This is a genomic window from Alteromonas australica, assembly GCF_000730385.1.
GTDB lineage: Bacteria > Pseudomonadota > Gammaproteobacteria > Enterobacterales > Alteromonadaceae > Alteromonas > Alteromonas australica.
The window spans coordinates 2,012,123-2,034,850 of the sequence record NZ_CP008849.1; the positions used below are offsets into that span (position 1 = coordinate 2,012,123).

A 22,728-nucleotide genomic window follows, 5' to 3' on the forward strand; every position below is an offset into this window, starting at 1 on the left:
ATTTAAAATAATTACAATGACGAAAATTTTCTCTTCTTGGGCGCGGCTTATTGCATTTCTTTTCGCGCTACCACCCTTCTCTACGGTATGTGCCCAAGACGCTGCGCTACTTGACATTGAGCGCATTCATTTTGATGATCATCAGCAAGCCTTAGTGCTACTGAACAACCTTGATTTGCAATCGTTGTCACCAGAAGACAAAGAATATCATCGCTTTTTGAAGGCGCTGCTCTCTGCTTACGAAGGGAACCTTGAAAACGCGTTTCATTCGTTAACTGCGGTATACACAGACGTGCAATCTACCCGAGTGAAAAGTCGCACCCTGGTTTCACTGACGGCCATGGCTTCGTTTTTAGGTAAATGGGAACAGGGCTTCATGTATGCCAATGCATTACAACGTGCGTTGGCTAATGAAAAAGATGAAACGCTGATGCTAAAAGGGCTGCAAGGCCTGCTCATTTTCTATTTGAATGCTGAGCAATACGACATTGCAAAAATGCTAGCGCAGCGTATTGAAAAGCATAGCCCTGCTGATTCCCCATATCGATGTCTTGGCGAAGTGGCAATGATGGATATTGCTGCCAAAGAGCAGGTGAGCGAAAGCAAAGAGGCAAGATACCAAACAGCGAAAGCAAACTGTGCGGCAAGCGGAAGTCGCTACTACATTTCTTTGTTAGACAATGCGTATTTAACCTTGCTTATAAAGCAAAATAAACCGCAGCAAGCCTATAGGCTTTCGAAAATCATGAAAAAGCGGGTAGAGGATATTGATGTCCTGTTTCTTGATTTAGCATTTAATGCATCGTTGGCGCAGCTCTATTATTTACTTGGTGATGTTGAAAAAGCAAAAACGTCAGCAACCTTTGTGCTTGACCAGCTGGATAAACGGGAATTTTTGCAAAGCCGAATAGATGCCTTGTTGGTGATGGTGAAAATAGCTAAAGCGCAACAGGATTTTGCCCAAGCATTACAGTATGCTGAAGCGCTGTCTAAAGCCGAAAGCTTACTTCGCGAAGACAATGTGGTGAAACAAGTGGCTTATCAGCAAGCAAACTTTAATCTGGCCATAAAAGAAAATGAAATAGCGCTTTTAGATAAGAAAAATAAGCTGTTAGAACAGCAAACTCAACTGACCAACGAAAAAATTAATGTGGTGACTTTGGCACTCGTCGTGATTGCGATATGTTTGGCAGCACTCGTTTTCTGGTCTTATCGTAGCCGAAAACTACATTTAAAGTTTAAACAGTTGGCAGAAAAAGACGGGCTAACCGGCGCGTTTAATCGTAGTTTTTTTATTGAGTCAGCGCAAAAAGTTTTACCCGTTCAAAAAGATCTTCAATCAGATTGCTGCTTAATCCTGTTCGATTTAGATCATTTTAAGCAAATTAACGATACGCAAGGGCATCAAGTTGGCGACAAGCTGTTGTCTGCAACGGTAGCGGCGATTTATGAAGTGGTTAACGCAGATACCTTAGTGGCGCGAATGGGCGGTGAAGAATTCGCCATTTTAATGCCGCGGTGTGATGTTATTCATGGTGCTTGTGTGGCAGAGCAATGTCGTAAAGCCATAGAAGGGGTTCGCGTGACGCATGTAAAATCAAACCTCACGGTGAGTGCGAGCTTTGGTGTGAGTGACACATCACAAGTCGGTTACAACATTGACAATCTGCTAGCCGCTGCCGATTTAGCCTTATACAAGTCTAAACAGAATGGGCGAAACCAAGTTAACCGTTACTTCGTAGAGTGAGGCGCCCTAGATAACGTAACGAATTTACTTATAGTTCGACCTTGACCAGTGATAAACGCCTAAAATAAAAAAGCCCGAGCATAGGCTCAGGCTTTTTACGACAGCGTTATTGAAATCAATTCAGTTTATACAAACTCTATTTAACTTCTTTACCTGCCGCTTGCTGATCCGCATGGTAGCTTGAGCGAACCATAGGGCCACTGGCTGCATGCGTAAAGCCAATAGATTTTGCGTAATCACCGAGTGCATCAAACTCTTTCGGGTGCACGTAACGTTTAACAGGGTAGTGGTGTTTGCTGGGCTGCAAATACTGACCCAAGGTAAGCATATCCACATCGTGGGCACGTAAATCGCGAAGCACACCTTCTATCTCTTCGTTTTCTTCACCCATTCCCATCATTAAACCAGATTTAGTGAGAACGTCAGGGTGTTGCGCCTTAAACTTTTTCAGTAAGTCGAGAGACCATTGGTAGTTTGCACCCGGTCGACATTCACGATAAAGACGTGGAATGGTTTCTAAGTTGTGGTTGAAGACATCTGGCACACCGGCTTTGAAAATGTCGAGAGCGCGATCCATACGGCCACGAAAATCCGGTACCAGTACTTCAATGGTGGTTTCAGGACTGTGCTTACGAATGGCATTAATACAGTCTACAAAGTGCTGTGCACCGCCATCTCTTAAATCGTCGCGATCTACCGACGTAATAACCACATAGCGAAGTTTCATTTCGGCAATGGTGGTGGCTAGTTTTTCAGGTTCTTCAGCGCTAGGCGGTAATGGTTTTCCGTGCGCAACATCACAAAACGGGCAACGTCGGGTACAGATATCGCCTAATATCATGAAGGTGGCTGTGCCGTGATTAAAGCATTCTGCTAGGTTAGGGCAGCTTGCTTCTTCGCAAACTGAATGCAATTTGTTTTTGCGCAGTGTCTTCTTGATATGATCAATTTTGTCAGTGGTTCGTGGTAACTTAATTTTAATCCACTCAGGCTTACGCAGCATTTCTTCCTTTTCAGTAGGAATAATGGTGACGGGGATATGTTTTACTTTTTCGTCGTCGCGGAGTTTTACTCCCGCTTTAGGTCGTGCGTTACTCATCAAAACCTTCTTTATATTCTGTGTCCGTTATCGAAAGCGCGTCTAATAGCAATTCGGTTAAAGCGACGCCCGCTTCAACTAAGGATTGCGGGCCATTTAACGTTGCAGTATCAATCATTTCCATGCCTGCATAGCCACAGGGGTTAATTCGTTGAAACGGCGATAAGTCCATATTAACATTTAATGCAAGACCATGAAACGAACAACCATTACGAATACGTAAGCCTAGCGAGCAAACCTTTTTTTCATCCACATAAACACCAGGGGCATCTGGCTTTGGATAGGCCGTTATTTCGTAATTCGCAAGCAAGCCTACTACGGCATTTTCCATTGCTGTAACGAGATGACGAACGCCCAGCTTTCGGCGCTTTATATTCAATAATAAATAAATAACTTGTTGGCCGGGCCCATGATAAGTGACCTGTCCCCCCCTATCTACTTGCACCACAGGAATATCACCAGGCATAAGAATATGCTCGGCTTTACCAGCTTGGCCTTGGGTAAACACAGGGGGATGTTCAACCAACCATATTTCATCTTGGGTGTTTTGGTCTCGTTCGTCAGTAAAGCGCTGCATGGCTTGCCATACCGGCTCATAGTGTTTAGTGCCTAACTGACGAATGATAACCGTAGAGGTTTGTTCACTCACTTACAGTACTACTCTAACTAATTCTAGTTTAGCTAATTCTGTGTATATCAGTTCCATGTGCTCTTTACTGGTGACGCGTACGCTAACGGAAACAGAATGGTAATTTCCTTTACTGCTTGGCTTAACGGTGGGCGCATAGTCACCCGGAGCATGCGTCTGCAAACACGAAATAACATGGTGGGGAAGTTTATCATCAGCCACACCCATAACTTTAAACGTTTGGTGCGTGGGGAAATCTAGAAGTTCATCAAAACGGGTATCCATGCGATATCCTTGGTACTGTCGTTAAATACAAAAACGGCCAGATTGTAACAAATCTGGCCGCCTTTGAACTAGCTTTCAACGAGTTTTATTTAGTCTTCACCAAAACCCAGTTGCAACATGACGTAGTCTTTTATGCGGTTAAAGAAGCTACCCTCTTTAACTTCTTGCAACGTGACCAGTGGGTAACTGGCTACATCTTGGCCGTCTAATTGCAGATAAAGCGTTCCAACAACTTGCCCTTTAGCAAGCGGAGCTTCAAGTTTTTTGTCTAGTTCAAAGTTGGCTTCAAGGTTAGCAGCCTGTCCGCGCGGAATAGTAATGGGGGTAGATTGATTAATTCCAAGGTCTACTGTTTCCCGGTCGCCCATATAAATTCGGTGAGCAACAAAGCTGTGGCCCGCATTATAAGGCGTAAGGGTTTCAAAGAACCTAAAGCCGTATTTAAGTAGCTTTTTATTTTCTACTTTACGTGCACGCTCGCTGTCGGTACCCATCACAACAGAGATTAGGCGCATTCCGCCTTGTTCCGCTGAGGTGATAAGGCTATACCCGGCATCTGATGTGTGGCCAGTTTTAATACCGTCAACGTTTAAGCTCTTGTCCCATAACAGGCTGTTACGGTTGTATTGCTTAATGCCGTTGAAGGTAAATTCTTTTTCGCTATAAATTTTGTACATTTGCGGCGTTTCGGCAATCAGCGCTCGAGAAAGCGTGGCCATGTCTCTTGGCGTAGTATAGTGGTCAGGGTCGTGCAAGCCGTGAGCATTTACAAAATGGGACGCTGTCATGCCTAATGCTTGTGCGTGTGCATTCATCATGCTGGCAAATGCGGCTTCTGAACCGGCAACGTGTTCAGCCATAGCCACACAAGCGTCGTTTCCTGATTGCACTACAATACCGCGAAGCAAATCGCTAACAGACACTTGCGTTCCTACTTCAATAAACATTTTTGAAGAATCTGGGAATTTCTTCGCCCATGCATTCTCCGAGATAGTCACTTCATCTTCTAGGCTAATATTGCCAGCTTGCAACTCTTTACCAATCACGTAAATAGTCATGATTTTAGTTAGGCTAGCAGGGGCCAATTGCATATCTGCGTTTTTTGACGCGATAACATGCCCAGTTTCATAATCGGTTAAAAGAAATCCTTCAGCGGCAACTGACGGTGCGGGTGGCGTTACCACTGCACCATTCGCTGTAGTTGCTGTTAGCGCCAAGGCACTAAAAAGTAAAAAAGCGAAAGAAAGAAAAGACGGTTTAGCGCGTTGAATTGTTCTGAGCATGATGTTGTTTTCTTTGACCGTTTATTATCCGTGTATGGCTAACTGCAAATGTAGTGCGGTATAGCCGTTAGTATTATTAAGTCGAATTCTAACGTAAGGTAACAAGTACGACTAGGTTTTAACGAAAAAGTTTACTAGAAACTAGGGATTAGGCGACGAATGCCTTTTTTCGTGCTGTAAGCTGTCAGATAGCCACCCCAGTTCGCCTTATTGTTGCCACAATTCGAACATGACCGTGCTACAAGGTGCCTTCAACGGTGTAGGCATTGGGGTAGCCATTTTTACGTAATTGTTCCAGTAAAACATTGGCGGCAGACTTATTTTCGATGGGCCCTAATTGAAGCTTGTAGATGTTGTCGACCCGTGGGAGGTGCGTAGGCACCTGATACAATGCCGAAAGCACATTCGAAATGGATTTTGCCCGCTTTTCATCGGACAGCGCTGCAACTTGGATATAAATGGCAGGCTGGGTGTTTGGTAACCCTGACTTTTCACTGTCTATAGCAGTGGGGCTGGCAGGTACGGTAATGCCCAAGTATTCATCATATGTGATGGTAGGGCGGTTACCCACTGTCACGTTATTGTGTTGGTCAAAGTGAATAACTTCTATTTTTACTTTCGCCGTGCCCTTGTGCTGATAGCCTAGTTTTACCGCCGCTGCATAGGAAAGGTCGATAATTCTATTGTCATGAAACGGCCCTCTATCGTTAACTCGCACAATGGCTTGTTGACCGTTTTCTAAGTTAGTCACTCTTACATAAGAAGGTAAAGGCAATGTCTTATGGGCGGCGGTCATGGCAAACATATTATAAGTTTCACCATTAGACGTCAGGTGACCATGGAATTTTTGACCATACCAGCTGGCGTAGCCAATTTCCTCGAAGCCCTTGCCCGACGCTAGCGGAGAATATCGCTGCCCCAACACTTCATAAGGGCGGCTATTAAACTGCCGGTAGGCTTCGTACTTAGGCACAGCATCAAGTGTTTCAGGTTTTTTTGCCACATAAGCGGGGGCGGTATCTTGTTGCATGGTATAGCGACTTTCTGGTGCCGACTGGCACCCACAGAGTGCAGCCATTATTGCACTTAAAAAAACAAAGGAACGTAACATCATCGAGACATAAATCGTTTCTGTGTAGCAATGGACATCAGAATGCCAAAACCTGCCATCAATGTCACCATTGATGTGCCGCCATAACTGACTAATGGCAAGGGCACCCCCACTACAGGTAATAACCCGGAAACCATGCCCATATTAACAAAGACATAAACAAAAAAGGTGAGAGTAATACTTCCTGCTAACAGCTTGGAATAGGCATCTTGTGCGCGATTAGCAATAATTAATCCCCGTAAAATAATGCATAAATAAATTCCCAACAACACCATCACGCCGGTAAGCCCAAACTCTTCACTAAACACGGAAAAGATAAAGTCAGTATGACGTTCGGGCAAAAACTCTAGCTGAGATTGTGTGCCTTGCAACCAGCCTTTACCGTCCATACCGCCTGAGCCAATGGCAATTTTCGATTGTATAATATGGTAGCCCGCGCCCAATGGATCGCTTTCAGGGTTAAGAAATGTCAGTACCCTTTGTTTTTGGTAGTCTTTCATTAAAAAGAACCACATGATAGGTGCGAATGCGCCGCCCAAGAGACTAACAAACCCAATTAAACGCCAACTCATGCCTGCCAAAAAGATGGCGAATATTCCGGAACTGGCAATAAGCAAAGACGTGCCTAAGTCGGGCTGTTTGGCAATAAGTACAGTGGGTACAGCCACCAATGTGAAACCGGTAATGATGTGAATAGTGCGGGGCGGTAAATTAAACTGGCTAATATACCAAGCCACCATCATAGGCACCGCTAATTTCATCAACTCAGACGGCTGAAAACGAATGAATTTTAAATCGAGCCAGCGCTGTGCGCCTTTCCCTACATCACCAAACAATAACACGGCGATTAACATCAGCAAGCCCACAATATAGGCGTAGGTTGAAAGTCGACGAAAAGCGCCTATGGGAATTTGCGCGAGGACAAACATGACAATAAAGCTTACCCCTAGGCGGGTAAACTGACGTTGCATTTGCCCTTCATCTTGGCCGGAGGCAGAGTAAAGGGTAAATAAGCCAACCGACATCAGCACCAGTAACCCTAATAGCAACCATCCATCTATATGGATACGTTGCAAAAAGCTGATTTTGTTGGTGTTTAACGTATTCTTTTTCATGGTTAGGGCTGAACCTGTGCTATATCAGTGTCAAAAACACGGTCTCGAAAATAGAAGTCCATAATTTCACGCGCCACCGGAGCGGCATTAGAACTGCCACCTCCCGCATTTTCCAGTACCACAGTCACTGAGATTTCGGGGGCTTCAAAGGGCGCATAGCCAACGTACATTGCGTTGTCTCGTAGGCGCTCATCCACTTTGTCGGCATCGTACTTTTCGTCCTGGCCTACGGAAAACAGCTGTGCTGTTCCGGTTTTGCCTGCCGATTGGTAAGGCGCATCTTTAAACACGCTTCTAGCCGTACCTTCGCTACCATGCACTACGTCATGCATAGCGTTTAACACAATATCAATGTTTTCTTGCTGCTTGAACTGTAGTGGACGTAAGGTTTTCAGCGGCAACACGTCCACCGAATTATCGGCTTTCTTAAAGCCGCGAATTATTTGTGGAATATAGCGTTCGCCACGATTCACCAAGGTGTTAAGTGAGTGAGCAAGCTGAATCGGCGTGGTCGTCCAGAAGCTTTGGCCGATACCGACAGGGATAGTATCGCCGATGTACCAAGGCTGATTAAAGCGGGCGCGCTTCCAACCACGACTAGGCATGTTGGCATCGGATTCTTCGTATAAGTCTATTCCTGTAAAATCACCAAACCCAAATTCATACATAGCTTCACTGATTTTATCGATACCTAGCTTGTACGCGAGGTCATAGTAATAGGTGTCGCAGGACACCTCTATGGCTTTCGAAACGTTTACTTTGCCATGTCCCCACTTTTTCCAGTCGCGCCACACATGGGAGACGTTAGGTAATTGATAACGTCCACCATCCATGATGGTGTAGTCTTCAGTAATGATGCCTTCTTCCAAACCAACCAGCGCTAAATGCGGCTTTACCGTGGAAGCAGGCGGGTATTGCCCTTGTGTTGCACGGTTAATAAGAGGGCGGTCCGGTGAATTAAGTAGCGCAGCGTAATTTTTACGGCTAATACCGTGAACAAACAAATTGGGGTCGTAGCTAGGGTTTGAATACAGTGCGAGCACACCGCCAGTTTTAATGTCAGTCACCACCACAGCACCTCGCTGATCGGCTAAGGCTTGCTGCGCAGCAAGTTGAAGCTCAATATCAATATTAAGCACAATGTCCTTGCCGGGAACAGGAGGATCTACGTTCAGCACACGAATAATGCGCCCTTGGTTATTCACCTCTACTTGCTGATAACCTACGCTGCCATGAAGCAGTTCTTCGTGATATTTTTCAATGCCCAATTTACCCATGTCGTGAGTGGCGGCGTAATTTGCTTCTTGACCGGCCTCAACCAATTTTTGTAAATCTTTTTTATTAATACGCGCCACATAGCCTAATAAATGGGTCAGTGTCTCTTTATAGGGGTAGTAACGGGCAAGTCTAGCCTCAATTTGTACGCCGGGGAAAAGATGCTTACTGGCAGAAAAAAGCGCAACATCTTCTTCACTGAGTTTAGTTCGAATTGCAATGGGCTTGAAGCGTCTTTGGCCTTTCAGTTTGCTTTCAAAGTTCTCACGCTCATCGTCTGTGATAGCCATGAGTGTCGATAAACGAGACAGAGTATCGTCTAAGTCGTTGGTTTCTTCGGGTGTTATTTCTAAGCTAAAAACCGGGCGGTTTTCTGCTAACAATACGCCATTTCTATCAAAAATGAGCCCCCGATTGGGAGCCACTGGCAGTACTTTAATTCGATTGCCATTGGACCGAGTTTGGTAATCGTCGTACTGCTCAACCTGCAATGAATACAAGTTGTTTAAAACGATGCCTAACATACAAACCACGATGAAAAATGCCACCGTCGCTCGCCGTGCAAATAAATTTGCCTCAGCGGAGTGGTCTCTTATGGTTTGACGCTTCCTTTGCATTCGCCGTTCCTGCTATTCGCGGTGGTAAGGGTGGTTTTGCGTTACAGACCATGCGCGATATAAGCTTTCAGTAAGAATAATGCGCACAAGTGGGTGAGGGAGCGTTAGCGCCGATAACGACCACTTTTGTTCCGAGGCTGCAATGCACGATGGCGCTAGACCTTCTGGGCCCCCAATTAACAGGCTTACATCTCGGCCATCCATTTTCCAACTATCGAGTTGCTTGGCTAATGTGGGAGTATCCCAAGGGCGACCTGTCACCTCAAGGGTAACAACTTTATTACCTTTAGGAATTGCCGCAAGCATCTGTTCGCCTTCTTTTTCAAGAATACGTTTAATATCGGCGTTTTTTCCACGCTTACCCGCTGCAATTTCGGTAAAGCTTACAGGCATGTCAGAAGGGAACCGGCGAATAAACTCGTCCACGCCTTGGTTAACCCAAGATGGCATTTTTGTACCCACTGCAACAATCTGAATACGCACTAGATTTCCTTCATTCGCCGTTTTACAAGCTATTTTTGAGGCGAGCGTTATTCTGCGCTCCCCAACACAACAGGTTATTACGACCAGAGCTTTTCTAGCTGGTAAAAATCCCGTGCTTCGTCTTGCATGACATGCAAGATCACGTCGCCGAAATCAACCAATACCCATTCACCTGTCTCTTTTCCCTCAATACTGCTAGGTGCAATGTCTGCTTGCTTGGCTTCTACTACTATGTTTTCGGCAATACCAACCACGTGACGTTTAGAATTACCAGAACAGATAATCATGGTATCTGTGATTGTTGATTTACCGCGTACATCAATTTCAATAATGTCACGGCCTTTCATGTCGTCAATTTTGTCTTTTACGAACTGCTTGAGTTGTTGACTCTCCAAGTGTTTTCCTCACTAATTTGATTTATCTTGGTATAAGTGGTGCATATTTATATAGTCTGCAACGGGCGTTGGCAGCCACTCAATACGCGGCGTCAAGGCTGACGTCGTTGCACTAACGGCGTCGCGTATTTGTGTTGAAGACGCTGGGTGTAGTGGGGTGTTAACCAACAGCACACAACCATTGGGTTGGTGATGTAGTTGGTTTATGTCTTCCGTTTTATTCGCGTTTAGCCATGACGTTAATGACGATGGTGGTTCAAAATTATCCCCTTCTCGTCGCATCACAACGAGGTGACAATAATCAAGCAAACGCTCCCACTCAAACCAGGACTGGATATTATACAGTGAATCCGCACCAATGAAAAAGCAGATTGTGTCGGCGTGGTGCTGGCGCAAATTTTCTAACGTGCGAACCGTATAGGACGGGCTAGGCAGGGAAAGCTCAATAAGCTCGGGATACAATCGTTTGTCGAGTTCACACGCTAACTTTACCATTTCTACGCGATGCGCTTCACTCACCGATACGGGTTTGTGAGGGGCGATTTTACAGGGCATAAGCCCTAAGGTGTTCACCTTAATATAATCGAGTAAATACAGTGCCGGCTGGATATGCCCTAAGTGCGGTGGATTAAAGGTTCCACCTAATATGGCCCGAATACTCATATGATTAGGCGTCGACCAAGGGGAGGTGAAAAATATTGATGCCCATAAACATCATACATAGATGACAGAGTTTGACGTAAGGCTTACTGATGACGTTTTGTTTAAAAGCGAGGTCAGCATCACTGAGTGCCTGTTGAATAGCATTAAGCTGAGACGCGGATAAACGTTGTAACGCAGATTGATAAAAGCCTTGTCGATTGCGCCAAATACCAAATTTTTGCCATTGGATGGGCGTACCATCTAGCTGCGCACAATGTAACTTCCAAAGGGTTTCCCACTCTCTGACCAGTGCCCATATAATAATGTTTGGCTCTAGGCCTTCACTTTCTAATCGATAAAGCATTTTTACACAGCGGTGACTGTCACCACTGAGCATAACGTCAACGAGTTGAAATACGTTGTAGCGTGATTGATCCACCATCGCGTATTCAATTTGCTCATCGGTAATGCTTTGTTGGGGGTAAAGCAGAGCGAGTTTGTCTATTTCTTGCTTGGCGGCAAGTAGGTTACCTTCACAAAAATCAGCAATAATTTTGGTACCATTGCCTGACACAGACAGCTGATGGGATTGTAAGTGCTGTGCTATCCAGCTATGAAGTTGTCGGCCTTCAAGGGGGTAGCACATAACTGAGACACCCACCTCATCAAGCACTTTAAACCATTTCCCTCGTTGAACATCTTTGCCAATTTTAGGGCCATGTACTAACAGCAATACATCTTGATGAAGCGCCTTGGCTATCTCTTGCAGCATTTTACTGCCTTCGGTGCCAGGTTTACCGGTAGGAAGTTCCAACTCAATAAATTGTTGTGACGAAAACAACGACATACTTTGTGTTGCTTCCAAAACGTGATTCCACGAGAAGCCCGTGTCGGCAACCAAAACGGTTCTCTCGATAAACCCTTGCTGTTTTGCGGTTTGGCGTATTTGCTCAATAACGTCAAATTTTTGCTGCGGTTCATCACCAAAAACTAAGTAGCAAGATTTTAAGCCTCGTGAAATCTCTTGTCCAAATTGATTTGGATAAACTTGCATCGCCTACTGGCCTTGATAAGTCATGGTGGCTTGGCTGGAAAGTCGGCGGATAATAATGTCAGCCGCTTCATTACGCATTTCGTCTAACACTATATCGAGTTCACGTGACTTCGCCAGTACATGATCTGGGTCGTCTTGATAATCGCGGATAACATCAAAGGTGGCCAAAATGGCTTCTTGGTCTGGAAACTGTACTTTATATCGCACGGTATAAATAAGTTCGTATTCAGCCACTTGTCCAGAGGGGTACACCGACAACAGTCGACGCTCTAGTTTTTCTGGCATTAAAAATACCACCACGCCGTTATCCAACGTGGTGGCATCTTGCGCGTATACGCCGTTTAAACCATACACAGTCACTCGCTTATAAAGTGCTCTGCTCAACAGGGCATGTGTTTTTGCGCTATCGACAATCACAGCATTCACATTGTCTGGTAGGTTAGGGGCGCTACGTAAATGAAACCCGCACCCAGCCAGTGTTAACGTTACTAACAGCGATATTGTGTAGAGAAATAAACGGCTCATTCTTAGTTAGCCACTATGTTAACGAGTCGTCCCGGCACCACAATCACTTTTCTAATGGTTTTGCCATCAATAAACTGCTGCACATTGGGCTGAGCTTTCGCTTCTGCTTCAATGGCTTCTTTGCTTGCGTCCGCAGCAATGGTAATTTTGGCGCGAACCTTTCCGTTGACTTGAACGATAATGAGCTTTTCATCTTCAACCAACGCTTCTTTATCTGCTTTTGGCCAAGGCGCAAGTTCAATATCGTCCTTATGGCCCAACACGTGCCAAAGCGTATGACAAATATGCGGAGTGATAGGGTTTAACAGCAACAATACAGACTCAACGGCTTCTCGCATGATAGCCACGTCTTGTGGTGACTCTTGCGGCGCCTTTTGAAGGTGATTTAACAACTCCATAATGGCTGCAATCGCGGTATTGAATGTTTGGCGGCGACCAAGGTCGTCGCTAACCTTTTCAATGGTCTTATGCACTTCTCGACGCAACGCTTGTTGGTCTTTACTTAACCCACTTACGTTCAAGGCTTCCGGCTCGCCCTTCTCTACGTGTTCAGTGGTCAGTTTCCAGATACGACGTAAGAAACGGTTTGCGCCTTCTACGCCAGAATCAACCCACTCAAGTGTTTGCTCAGGTGGAGCGGCAAACATAGTAAACAAGCGAACGGTATCTGCACCGTATTGGTCAATCACTTCTTGTGGGTCGATGCCATTGTTCTTCGATTTCGACATTTTGGTCATGCCGCCGTGGATCACCGGCTCGCCATCTTCGGTTAACCAAGCTTTGACAATTCTGCCTTTCTCATCTTTTTCTACCGACACCTGTGTGGGTGAATACCAGGTTTTTTTGCCCTTGGCATCTTCGCGGTAGTAAGAATCGGCCAACACCATACCTTGACAGAGTAAGCGTTTAAATGGCTCGTCAGAATCCACCAAGCCTTCGTCACGTAACAATTTGTGGAAGAAACGTGAATACAATAAGTGCAATATCGCGTGTTCGATACCCCCAATATATTGATCAACAGGTAACCAATAGTTCGATGAGGCAGGGTCAAGCATGGCGTCATGGTTGGTTGCGCTGGCGTACCTTGCGTAATACCAAGAAGACTCCATGAAGGTGTCGAAGGTATCCGTTTCGCGTAATGCTGCTTCGCCGTTATACGTGGTCTTCGCCCATTCTGGATCCGCCTTAATAGGGGAGGTTACGCCGTTCATTTCAACGTCTTCGGGTAAAATGACAGGCAGTTCACTTTCAGGAACGGGCACCGACTCTCCATTTTCCAGATTCAACATTGGGATAGGTGCGCCCCAGTAACGCTGGCGACTCACGCCCCAGTCACGAAGACGGTAATTTACTTTACGCTGGCCACAGCCTTTTTCTTCCAAGGCTTTAGCAATAGCGTCAAAAGCATCATTAAATGTAAGGCCATCAAATTTATCAGAATTAACAAGCGCGCCTTTTTCCGTGTAAGCCGCTTCTGTTAAATCACAGGCTTCTTTTGCATCGTCTGCAGGCTGAATCACTTGTTTGATCGTTAGGCCGTATTTGGTAGCAAATTCCCAATCTCGTTGGTCGTGCCCCGGTACCGCCATTACCGCACCTGAGCCGTAATCCATCAATACAAAGTTTGCTACCCATACAGGCAATAACTCACCAGTTAGGGGGTGAATTACCTGCATGCCGGTATCACACCCTTTTTTCTCCATCGTGGCCAACTCTGCTTCGGCCACTTTGGTGTTCCTACATTCTTCAATAAAGTCAGCTAAAGCAGGATTAGACTGCGCGGCAAATTCAGCGAGTGGATGCTGTGCTGCCACCGCCACATAAGTCACCCCATAGAAAGTATCTGGGCGGGTAGTGTAAACGGTTAGGTCGCTTATGTTGCTTGCATTTTTAGCAAGATCGAAGGTGATATCTACACCTTCAGAACGACCAATCCAATTTGCTTGCATGGCACGTACTTGATCTGGCCACTCGTCAAGTTGCTCTAAATCGCTAAGAAGTTCTTCTGCATAATCCGTAATTTTAATAAACCACTGCGGAATTTCTTTTTGCTCCACCAGCGCACCAGAACGCCAGCCACGGCCATCGATGACCTGCTCGTTAGCTAAAACAGTTTGGTCTACGGGATCCCAGTTCACAGTAGAGTTCTTTTTATACACTAACCCTTTTTCGTAAAGGCGGGTGAAAAACCACTGTTCCCAACGGTAGTAGTCTGACTTACACGTAGTGACTTCTCTGTCCCAGTCGTAGCCAAACCCTAAACTGCGAAGCTGATTTTTCATGTAATCAATGTTCGAGTAGGTCCATTTCGCTGGGGCTGTGTTGTTGTTTATTGCGGCATTTTCCGCTGGAAGCCCAAAAGCGTCCCATCCCATTGGCTGGAGTACGTTTTTTCCCTGCATACGCTGGTAGCGACTGATCACATCACCTATGGTGTAGTTTCTTACGTGGCCCATGTGGAGTCTGCCACTTGGGTAAGGAAACATAGAAAGGCAATAGAACTTTTCTTTATCCACATCGTCATTGGCTTTAAATGACTGATTTTCTTCCCAGTATTGCTGAACGCTTTGTTCTATTTCTTTAGGGTTGTACTGATTTTCGGCCATGAAACTTAGGCTTCCGCATTAATATTGGTTTAACGTTAATAAATCGTCTATGAAAAACCGAGTGAGTGAAACGGCTAAGGCCCACGGTTCAACATAGAAATTTAACTTACATATAGCCTTATAGAATACCCTAGCGACGTGTCCACGCTCAATAGCTTAGCGAGTTATAGTGCTATTTTTATCCTCACTTGTTGAAAAACTAATCATTCTTCGTGGATGGGTGGGTTAATCCCATGAAATACTGCCAACACATTAGCGTGCTTCCTCAGCATGCTTCCTCGCCAAAACGTTTAGCGCGCTTTGATTTAACGCACAGTGTTGTGTTTGCTTAGTGTGATTATTTCATCGTTAGCTAACGCGAGTTGTTGTGGTATAAAACAGCGAGCCAAAAAAAGCCATCGAGTATAGCAAAAGAGGGCTCCACTTGATGGTTTATTCATCTAATAGAGACACACAATACAATAAAGCGAGATAAGGGTTTGACAGACCTGCGCTAACGGGTTTCACTTACCACAAAGATTTAAAAAATAAGAACTATGTCAGGCGAAATTAAGCATACATCACTTACTCCTTCTTCTCTTACACCCACGATTAATCGAAAGGCGATAAATAGTGCGTTGAAAGATGATGAAGCACTCCATGCTACTTTTATTGGCCAGGAGCGTGCTCGAGAAGCGCTTACTTTTGGCTTAGGCATTAATGCGAAAGGCTACAACCTTTATGTGATGGGTGAACCCGCCACGGGTCGATTCACCTTGGTGCGCGACTATATTGCACGGCAAGTTGCTAATTTGAACGCGCCCGACGATTGGGTGTACATCAATAATTTCGCCGAAGAACGTGAACCTGTGGCACTGAAATTCCCCACCGGTGGTGGTAAAGCCTTTCATAAAGATATCTCTCAGCTTATTGATGACGTGCTAGATACCTTTCCCGTCGCATTCGATAATCCAGGCTATCAGCGAAAGCGGGCTAATATCTCTCGGGAATTCGATAAAAAGTATGACGAGGCCATTGCTGCGCTAGAGCGTTACGCACAAGCCAATGATGTGGCTTTGTATGAAGAAAATGGCGAAATTTCATTTTCTCCTATTGTTGAGGGCAAGCCACTAACGGATACGGAATTTGCGGCTTTGAATGAAAGCCAGCGTTCGCATTTTTATGCGTTAATTGACGATTTAGAAAATCGCCTCAGCGAGAGCCTACTAAGCTTACCCTCGTGGAAGAGGGAAAATTCTGAACAATTAAGAGCATTAGACAAACAAACTGCAGAGCAGGGGATTAAACCCCTCTTGAAAGTGCTAGAGCATAAGTATTCGGCAGAACTTGGTATTTTGAAGTACTTAAAGCAGTTAAAGACGGCATTGGTTAACGCCATCCTTCTCATTGTGCAAGAAGAGCGAAAAGATGAGAAAAGCGATGAGTTTGATCAACGGGTGTTTTTAGAAGAACAATTTTTGCCGAATGTTCTGGTGGCAAATAATGTTGGAGACACGGCGCCGGTTATATACGAACCAAACCCTACTTACCAAAACCTTTTTGGCAAAATCGAATACACCAATATTCATGGGGGCGTGTTCACTAACTATCGAATGATAAGACCTGGTGCGCTTCATCGCGCCAACGGTGGATATTTACTGCTTGATGTAGACCAACTCATTGAGCAGCCTTACGTGTGGGAAACCCTGAAACTTGCCGTTAAGCTTGGCAGATTAAAAATGGACTTGCCCCAGCAAGATGTCGGTATGGTGAATGCCATCACTTTGCATCCTCAACCTATCGACTTGAATATTAAAATTGTGCTTCTTGGTTCCCGGGATCTCTATTATACGTTGCAAGATTACGACGATGAATTTGATGAGCTTTTTCGAGTATTAGTAGACTTCGACTTAGAAATTCAAGTTTCTCGCCAAGCGTTGTTCGATTTTGTGGGCAAGGTGAGAAAACATTTGGCTCAACTTAACATCCAACACGTGACCGCCAACGCCATGTGTCGGTTGGTAGAATATTCATTGCGAATGGCTGAACACCAACAAAAGTTATCAGCGCATTTTTCCGAGGTGATAGAACTCGTAAACGAAGCGCACTTTTTCTGCATGAAATCTGGTAGTGACACCTTAGAATTGCATCATTTAAAAACGGCGCTGGCGGCGAAGAAACGCAGAACGGGCCGCGTTAGCCAAACCCTGTTAAACGACATAAAAGAAGGGCATGTACTCATTGCTACTGAAGGCAAAGCAATAGGGAAGGTGAATGGGCTGACGGTTTTAGACATAGGTGACACTGCGTTTGGGACGCCGGCGCGAATTACCTCTACTGTGTTCGCCGGTGCAAGTGGCGTTGTAGATATAGAAAGAGAAGTGGAGTTGGGTCAGCCCATACATTCAAAAGGGGTGATGTTGCTAACAGGGTACTTGGGTAACAAGTACGCGCAGCACTTTCCACTGACATTGTCGGCAAATATCGCCTTAGAGCAGTCTTATGGTCACATTGACGGAGACAGCGCATCGCTGGGTGAACTAGTGGCATTAATCTCAGCACTCACTGAAATACCCTGCTTGCAAACGCTTGCGATAACGGGCTCAATCAACCAATACGGTGAAGTTCAGGCGGTGGGCGGTGTAAATGAAAAGATTGAAGGCTATTTCGATCTTTGCCAACATCGAGGTTTAACGGGCACCCAAGGGGTTATTATTCCAAAATCTAATGCCATTAACTTAGTATTAGACTCTACGGTGATAGATGCGGTGAAAAAAGGGTTATTCCACATTTATACTGTAGAAACGGTTGATGATGCATTATCCATACTGATGGAACAGGAAGCCGGTGTACTAAGTTCTCGCAGCCGATACCCGAAAAACACCATCAATTACCACGCGGTGAATCGTCTTTACAACATTGCGCTGATTGTGAATGGGGGGGATGGCGAATAGTCTTAGCGCCACGCTAAAAATGAAAGCGAGCGATATCTAGCTTGCTTTCATTGAGTGGTTGGCGACTGACCTTGCCAGGTTTACTTAGGTGGCATACGTAAACCGCCATCTAAGCGAATGGTTTCCCCGTTTAAATACGCATTTTGTGCAATATGAATAACCAACTTTGCAAATTCTTCAGGTAATCCTAACCGTTTGGGAAACTGTACATTATGCGATAATGCCTGTTGTACATGCTCAGGCATGGCCAATAGCATTGGGGTGCCCATAACTCCAGGGGCTATAGTGTTAACCCGAATGCCTAATGGCGCTAAATCTCGTGCCATAGGAAGGGTAAGCCCAATGATCCCTGCTTTACTGGCGGCATAGGCGGTTTGCCCAATTTGCCCTTCATAGCCGGCCACCGACGCGGTGTTAATAATCACCCCTCGTTCCCCCTCATCATTCACTGCGGATTGGGTAGCCATGGCACTGGCCACTAAACGCGCGACGTTGAAGCTGCCGACTAAATTTATATCAATAGTGTGCTGGAAGTCCTGTAATGGGGCAGGGGCATTTTCTTTGTTAAGGATACGTTTGGCGGGGGCGATGCCTGCACAATTAACGCACAAATGAATATGATTAAATCGAGATTGACACTGACGAATTGCTGATGAGATTTCATCTTCATTGCGGACATCGGCGCGCACAAATAACGTGTTCTCGGTGCCGAGTTCCTCTACCCGTTGCTGGCCTAGTGCTTCGTTCATGTCTAGCAAGCACACTTTTGCGCCAGCCTGACTCAATGCTATGGCAGTCGCATGACCTAGGCCAGAACAGCCTCCGGTCACTAATGCAGTGACTTCAGTAATTTTCATAAATCCCCGTTAACGCTGTTTTTTAACAACATGTTAACGGGGTATCACCATAAAAACCATTTTGCCGCTGTTAAACGGCGAAAATGTTAACTTTATTTTGGCAACTGAATTTTACGCTCTTCATTAGGACGGTATAAAATAAGAGTATGTCCGATAACTTGAAGTTTTTCGGCGTTGGTTTCTCTTACAATGGCATCCATGATGAGCGATTTTTCCTCGCGATCATCTGTGGGCACCTTAACTTTAATTAATTCGTGGAAGTTTAGGGCGTTGTCGATTTCGGCTACAACCCCCTCTGTAAGGCCGTTAGCACCAAGTTGCACAACAGGCTTAAGCGGGTGTGCAAGGCCTTTAAGAAATTGTTTCTGTTTGTTTGAAAGTTTCATGTAGTCAATATTCTTACAATTTATCTATAAATTTACGCTTGAAATAACGTATTCTAACGCCATCTTCTCTACAATCCTAATGACATTGTATTGGAATGACAAAAAAGAAACACTCCGCCAGCAGTAAACGCTGGCTACAAGAACACTTTGATGACCACTATGTGCAAAAAGCGCAGAAGCAAGGTAAGCGGTCCCGTGCCTTCTTTAAACTGGAAGAAATCCAGCAAAAAGATAAGCTTATTAGACCTGGCTCTACGGTTGTTGACCTAGGTGCGGCGCCAGGTGGCTGGTCACAATTGGCTTCAGAGCTCGTGGGTGACCACGGTAAAGTCATTGCTTGTGACATTTTACCTATGGATTCAATCGTGGGTGTCGACTTCTTACAAGGTGATTTTCGAGATGATGCAGTTTTAGACGCATTATTGAACAGAATCGGCGGTAAGAACGTAGATACTGTGTTATCAGACATGGCACCTAACCTGTCTGGTAACGCGGCGGTGGATCAAGCCGGCTCTATGTATCTCTGCGAGCTTGCCTTAGATATGTGTCATCAAGTCCTAAAGCCAGGTGGTAATTTTGCAATTAAAGTTTTTCAGGGTGAAGGGTTTGATGAATTCCTGAAAGATTTGCGTAGCGCCTTTACTACCCTTAAAACGCGGAAACCAGATTCGTCTCGATCCCGTTCAAGGGAGGTGTATTTGGTGGCTTGTGGTTATAAAGTGTAGTACTCTTTCGAGTAAGCGATTTTCGTTGCGAAAGACTGTAGGTAAAGTGAACAAACTCTTGTGTGTTCACTCTAATTCTCAGGCTTTCGGTTTTTTTAGAGGTTAGTAGCATTGAGCGATATGGCAAAAAATTTAATCTTATGGTTGGTTATCGCCGTTGTGTTAATGTCTGTTTTTCAGAGCTTTTCACCCAGTGAATCAGCACGAACGCAGACCGATTACACAACATTCCTAAGAGAAGCTGAACAAGGAAATATCCGTGAAGTTCGCATCAACAATGATGGTGAAATTCGTGGTACTAAACGTTCGGGTGACACATTCCAGACGAACGTTCCTTACTTCGACGACAAGTTAATTTCAGATTTAGTTAAAAATGACGTGCGTGTCTACGGTGAGCCGCCGGAAGAGCAGTCAATTTTAACGTCTATCTTTATTTCTTGGTTCCCCATGTTGTTGCTTATTGGTGTATGGATATTCTTCATGCGTCAAATGCAAGGTGGCGGTGGCCGCGGCGCCATGTCTTTCGGTAAGAGTAAAGCGCGCTTACTGGGCGAAGACCAAATCAAGACCACATTTGCCGATGTTGCTGGGTGTGATGAAGCGAAAGAAGATGTATCAGAATTGGTAGACTTCCTTCGTGACCCATCAAAATTCCAGAAATTAGGCGGTAAAATTCCTAAAGGCGTGCTTATGGTAGGCCCTCCAGGAACAGGTAAAACCTTGCTAGCGAAAGCGATTGCCGGTGAAGCTAAAGTGCCTTTCTTCACTATTTCGGGGTCTGATTTCGTCGAAATGTTTGTGGGTGTTGGTGCATCACGTGTTCGCGATATGTTTGAACAAGCGAAAAAAGCAGCACCATGCATTATCTTTATTGATGAAATCGATGCAGTGGGTCGTCAGCGTGGCGCAGGTTTAGGTGGCGGTCACGATGAGCGTGAACAAACCCTCAACCAAATGCTTGTCGAGATGGACGGTTTCGAAGGTCATGAAGGTATCATCGTTATTGCGGCAACCAACCGTCCTGACGTACTTGATCCAGCATTACTGCGTCCCGGTCGATTCGACCGTCAGGTGGTTGTAGGTCTGCCCGATATTCGTGGTCGTGAACAAATACTTAAGGTGCATATCCGTAAGGTTCCCGTGGCTGATAATGTAGAGCCGTCAGTCATTGCTCGCGGTACCCCAGGTTTCTCTGGTGCCGACTTAGCCAACCTCGTGAACGAAGCTGCATTATTTGCTGCTCGTGGAAACAAGCGCCTTGTTTCTATGGAAGAGTTCGAGAAGGCGAAAGACAAAATCATGATGGGCTCTGAACGTAAGTCTATGGTGATGTCTGAGTCAGAAAAAGAAATGACGGCGTATCACGAAGCTGGTCACGCTATTGTGGGTCGTTTAGTACCAGAGCATGATCCAGTTTATAAGGTATCTATTATTCCTCGTGGTCGTGCATTAGGTGTGACTATGTATTTGCCAGAGCAAGATAGAGTAAGCCATTCTAAGCAGCATTTAGAAAGTATGATTTCTAGCTTGTTTGGCGGCCGAATTGCAGAGCAAATCATTTATGGCGATGACAAGGTGACCACAGGGGCCTCTAACGACATCGAACGTGCCACTGAAATTGCTCGTAAGATGGTTACTCAATGGGGGCTTTCAACGAAAATGGGCCCAATGCTGTATGCAGAAGATGAAGGTGAAGTTTTCTTAGGCAAGTCTATGTCTAAAGCAACCAACATGTCTGATGATACGGCCAGAGCCATTGATGCTGAAATTAAGTCGTTAATTGATAGTAACTACGACCGTGCACACAAAATCTTAGAAGAGAATATTGATATTCTTCATTCTATGAAAGATGCACTAATGAAGTATGAAACTATTGATGCCAAACAAATTGACGATTTAATGAACCGTACAGATGTGCGTCCTCCTGCTGATTGGGATGACCGCTCGCCGTCAGGCGGTGACAAACCAAGCGGTGGCAAGCCAGCGCGTGAAGGTGAAATTACCGACGATGGTGTGGATAAGCCGTCTGTAGGTAAGCCAGGCGATTTGCCCAGCTAAGCTTCTTAGGCTAAACGTGAAAAACGCCAGTTAATCTGGCGTTTTTTGTATGTGTTAATGCAATACGAGTGATTTTTAATGCGCTTTGCTAACCGGGAAATAGACCTCTCTACCCCTAAGATCATGGGGATTTTAAACGTGACCCCTGATTCCTTTTCTGACGGCGGTAAACACCATCATCTCGACAGTGCCTTACGCCACGCACATGACATGGTTGAAAAAGGTGCGACTTTTATCGACGTGGGCGGTGAATCCACCCGCCCTGGCGCTGCAACAGTAAGTGAAAGTGAAGAACTCGATAGAGTCATTCCAGTCATTGAACGTTTACACAGTGAGTTAGACTGTGTCATTTCCGTAGATACCAGCAAAGCGATGGTTATGAGAGAGGCTGTCCAAGCGGGTGCCGGGCTTATTAATGACGTAAGGGCTTTAGCAGAACCCAATGCATTAGAGGTTGCAGCGCATTCCTCGGTTCCTGTTTGCTTAATGCATATGAAAGGGCAGCCCACTACCATGCAACAAAACCCTGAGTACACAAGTGTAGTGGATGATGTAACAGGATTTTTATTACAGCGTGTAGACGCTTGTATTCAGGCCGGGATAAATCGCGACAATATCCTGCTTGACCCAGGGTATGGCTTCGGTAAAACCCTTTCTCATAACTATATGTTAGTGAAATATTTGCCCAAAATTATGGCGTTGGGTTACCCCGTGTTAGTGGGAATGTCTAGAAAGTCCATGATTGGCAGCTTACTTGATAGAAAAGTGGAAGAGCGCTTGGCGGGAAGTGTGGCACTCGCTACAATTGCTGCCACTATGCGAGCGCACATTATTCGTGTTCATGATGTACAAGAAACCAGTGATGCCGTGTCTATTGTTAACATGGTTCATGAAGTAAAATAAG

The 22,728-nt window shown here is 45.3% G+C and carries 20 protein-coding genes; 5 read left to right on the forward strand and 15 right to left on the reverse strand.

What is annotated here, in order from left to right; genetic code table 11:
• The first annotated feature begins 16 nt into the window (after window positions 1–16).
• Complete coding sequence (locus EP13_RS08880; RefSeq protein WP_044056978.1) at window positions 17–1,747, forward strand: tetratricopeptide repeat-containing diguanylate cyclase; 1,731 nt, start codon at window positions 17–19, stop codon at window positions 1,745–1,747.
• 136 nt (window positions 1,748–1,883) lie between these two features.
• On the opposite strand, the gene lipA is transcribed toward EP13_RS08880, so the two are convergent.
• The 13 genes from lipA to leuS all read right to left on the reverse strand — a co-directional run bounded on the left by lipA (window position 1,884) and on the right by leuS (window position 14,865).
• Window positions 1,884–2,846, reverse strand: a complete 963-nt coding sequence (lipA, locus tag EP13_RS08885) for a lipoyl synthase (RefSeq protein ID WP_044056979.1) — start codon at window positions 2,844–2,846, stop codon at window positions 1,884–1,886.
• Window positions 2,839–3,495 (reverse strand): lipoyl(octanoyl) transferase LipB, encoded by a 657-nt coding sequence (gene lipB, locus EP13_RS08890; protein WP_044056980.1) that lies wholly within the window; start codon window positions 3,493–3,495, stop codon window positions 2,839–2,841. Before lipB ends, lipA begins: the two co-directional genes overlap by 8 nt.
• Window positions 3,496–3,759 (reverse strand): DUF493 family protein YbeD, encoded by a 264-nt coding sequence (gene ybeD / locus EP13_RS08895; RefSeq protein WP_044056981.1) that lies wholly within the window; start codon window positions 3,757–3,759, stop codon window positions 3,496–3,498.
• Window positions 3,760–3,848: 89 nt separating this feature from the next.
• Window positions 3,849–5,042, reverse strand: a complete 1,194-nt coding sequence (locus EP13_RS08900; protein ID WP_044447211.1) for a D-alanyl-D-alanine carboxypeptidase family protein — start codon at window positions 5,040–5,042, stop codon at window positions 3,849–3,851.
• A 238-nt stretch (window positions 5,043–5,280) separates the two neighbouring features.
• Window positions 5,281–6,153, reverse strand: coding sequence for a septal ring lytic transglycosylase RlpA family protein (locus tag EP13_RS08905; protein WP_044058863.1), 873 nt, complete (start codon window positions 6,151–6,153; stop codon window positions 5,281–5,283).
• Entirely contained in the window at window positions 6,153–7,268 is a 1,116-nt protein-coding gene (rodA, locus tag EP13_RS08910) for a rod shape-determining protein RodA (RefSeq protein ID WP_044056982.1), read from the reverse strand. The genes EP13_RS08905 and rodA overlap by 1 nt, the downstream gene beginning before the upstream one ends.
• Before the next feature lie 2 nt (window positions 7,269–7,270).
• The gene (gene mrdA, locus EP13_RS08915; protein WP_044056983.1) at window positions 7,271–9,160 is read right to left on the reverse strand and encodes a penicillin-binding protein 2; all 1,890 of its coding nucleotides are present in this window, start codon (window positions 9,158–9,160) and stop codon (window positions 7,271–7,273) included.
• A gap of 12 nt (window positions 9,161–9,172) precedes the next feature.
• Complete coding sequence (gene rlmH / locus EP13_RS08920) at window positions 9,173–9,643, reverse strand: 23S rRNA (pseudouridine(1915)-N(3))-methyltransferase RlmH (RefSeq protein ID WP_044056984.1); 471 nt, start codon at window positions 9,641–9,643, stop codon at window positions 9,173–9,175.
• A 77-nt stretch (window positions 9,644–9,720) separates the two neighbouring features.
• Window positions 9,721–10,038: a ribosome silencing factor gene (gene rsfS, locus EP13_RS08925; RefSeq protein ID WP_044056985.1), complete on the reverse strand. Its 318-nt coding sequence runs from the start codon at window positions 10,036–10,038 to the stop codon at window positions 9,721–9,723.
• Between the two features lie 12 nt (window positions 10,039–10,050).
• Window positions 10,051–10,701: a nicotinate (nicotinamide) nucleotide adenylyltransferase gene (gene nadD, locus EP13_RS08930; protein WP_044056986.1), complete on the reverse strand. Its 651-nt coding sequence runs from the start codon at window positions 10,699–10,701 to the stop codon at window positions 10,051–10,053.
• A 4-nt stretch (window positions 10,702–10,705) separates the two neighbouring features.
• The gene (holA, locus tag EP13_RS08935; RefSeq protein ID WP_044056987.1) at window positions 10,706–11,734 is read right to left on the reverse strand and encodes a DNA polymerase III subunit delta; all 1,029 of its coding nucleotides are present in this window, start codon (window positions 11,732–11,734) and stop codon (window positions 10,706–10,708) included.
• 3 nt (window positions 11,735–11,737) lie between these two features.
• Window positions 11,738–12,259: an LPS-assembly lipoprotein LptE gene (locus EP13_RS08940; protein ID WP_044056988.1), complete on the reverse strand. Its 522-nt coding sequence runs from the start codon at window positions 12,257–12,259 to the stop codon at window positions 11,738–11,740.
• A 2-nt stretch (window positions 12,260–12,261) separates the two neighbouring features.
• Complete coding sequence (gene leuS, locus EP13_RS08945) at window positions 12,262–14,865, reverse strand: leucine--tRNA ligase (RefSeq protein ID WP_044056989.1); 2,604 nt, start codon at window positions 14,863–14,865, stop codon at window positions 12,262–12,264.
• A 536-nt stretch (window positions 14,866–15,401) separates the two neighbouring features.
• Between leuS and EP13_RS08950 the strand changes: the two genes are divergently transcribed.
• A complete protein-coding gene (locus EP13_RS08950) occupies window positions 15,402–17,798 on the forward strand; it encodes a Lon protease family protein (protein ID WP_044056990.1) in 2,397 nt (798 codons plus the stop codon).
• Between the two features lie 80 nt (window positions 17,799–17,878).
• Here EP13_RS08950 and EP13_RS08955 read toward each other — a convergent pair whose 3' ends face one another.
• On the reverse strand, window positions 17,879–18,655 hold the full coding sequence (locus EP13_RS08955) for an SDR family NAD(P)-dependent oxidoreductase (RefSeq protein ID WP_044056991.1): 777 nt from the start codon (window positions 18,653–18,655) through the stop codon (window positions 17,879–17,881).
• Between the two features lie 92 nt (window positions 18,656–18,747).
• The gene (gene yhbY / locus EP13_RS08960) at window positions 18,748–19,041 is read right to left on the reverse strand and encodes a ribosome assembly RNA-binding protein YhbY (RefSeq protein WP_044056992.1); all 294 of its coding nucleotides are present in this window, start codon (window positions 19,039–19,041) and stop codon (window positions 18,748–18,750) included.
• Window positions 19,042–19,136: 95 nt separating this feature from the next.
• Here yhbY and rlmE point away from each other — a divergent pair, with 95 nt between their 5' ends.
• The 3 genes from rlmE to folP all read left to right on the forward strand — a co-directional run bounded on the left by rlmE (window position 19,137) and on the right by folP (window position 22,727).
• Complete coding sequence (rlmE, locus tag EP13_RS08965; RefSeq protein ID WP_044056993.1) at window positions 19,137–19,766, forward strand: 23S rRNA (uridine(2552)-2'-O)-methyltransferase RlmE; 630 nt, start codon at window positions 19,137–19,139, stop codon at window positions 19,764–19,766.
• Between the two features lie 111 nt (window positions 19,767–19,877).
• On the forward strand, window positions 19,878–21,824 hold the full coding sequence (gene ftsH / locus EP13_RS08970; RefSeq protein WP_044056994.1) for an ATP-dependent zinc metalloprotease FtsH: 1,947 nt from the start codon (window positions 19,878–19,880) through the stop codon (window positions 21,822–21,824).
• A 78-nt stretch (window positions 21,825–21,902) separates the two neighbouring features.
• Window positions 21,903–22,727 (forward strand): dihydropteroate synthase, encoded by an 825-nt coding sequence (gene folP, locus EP13_RS08975; RefSeq protein ID WP_044056995.1) that lies wholly within the window; start codon window positions 21,903–21,905, stop codon window positions 22,725–22,727.
• Window position 22,728: the final 1 nt, after the last annotated feature.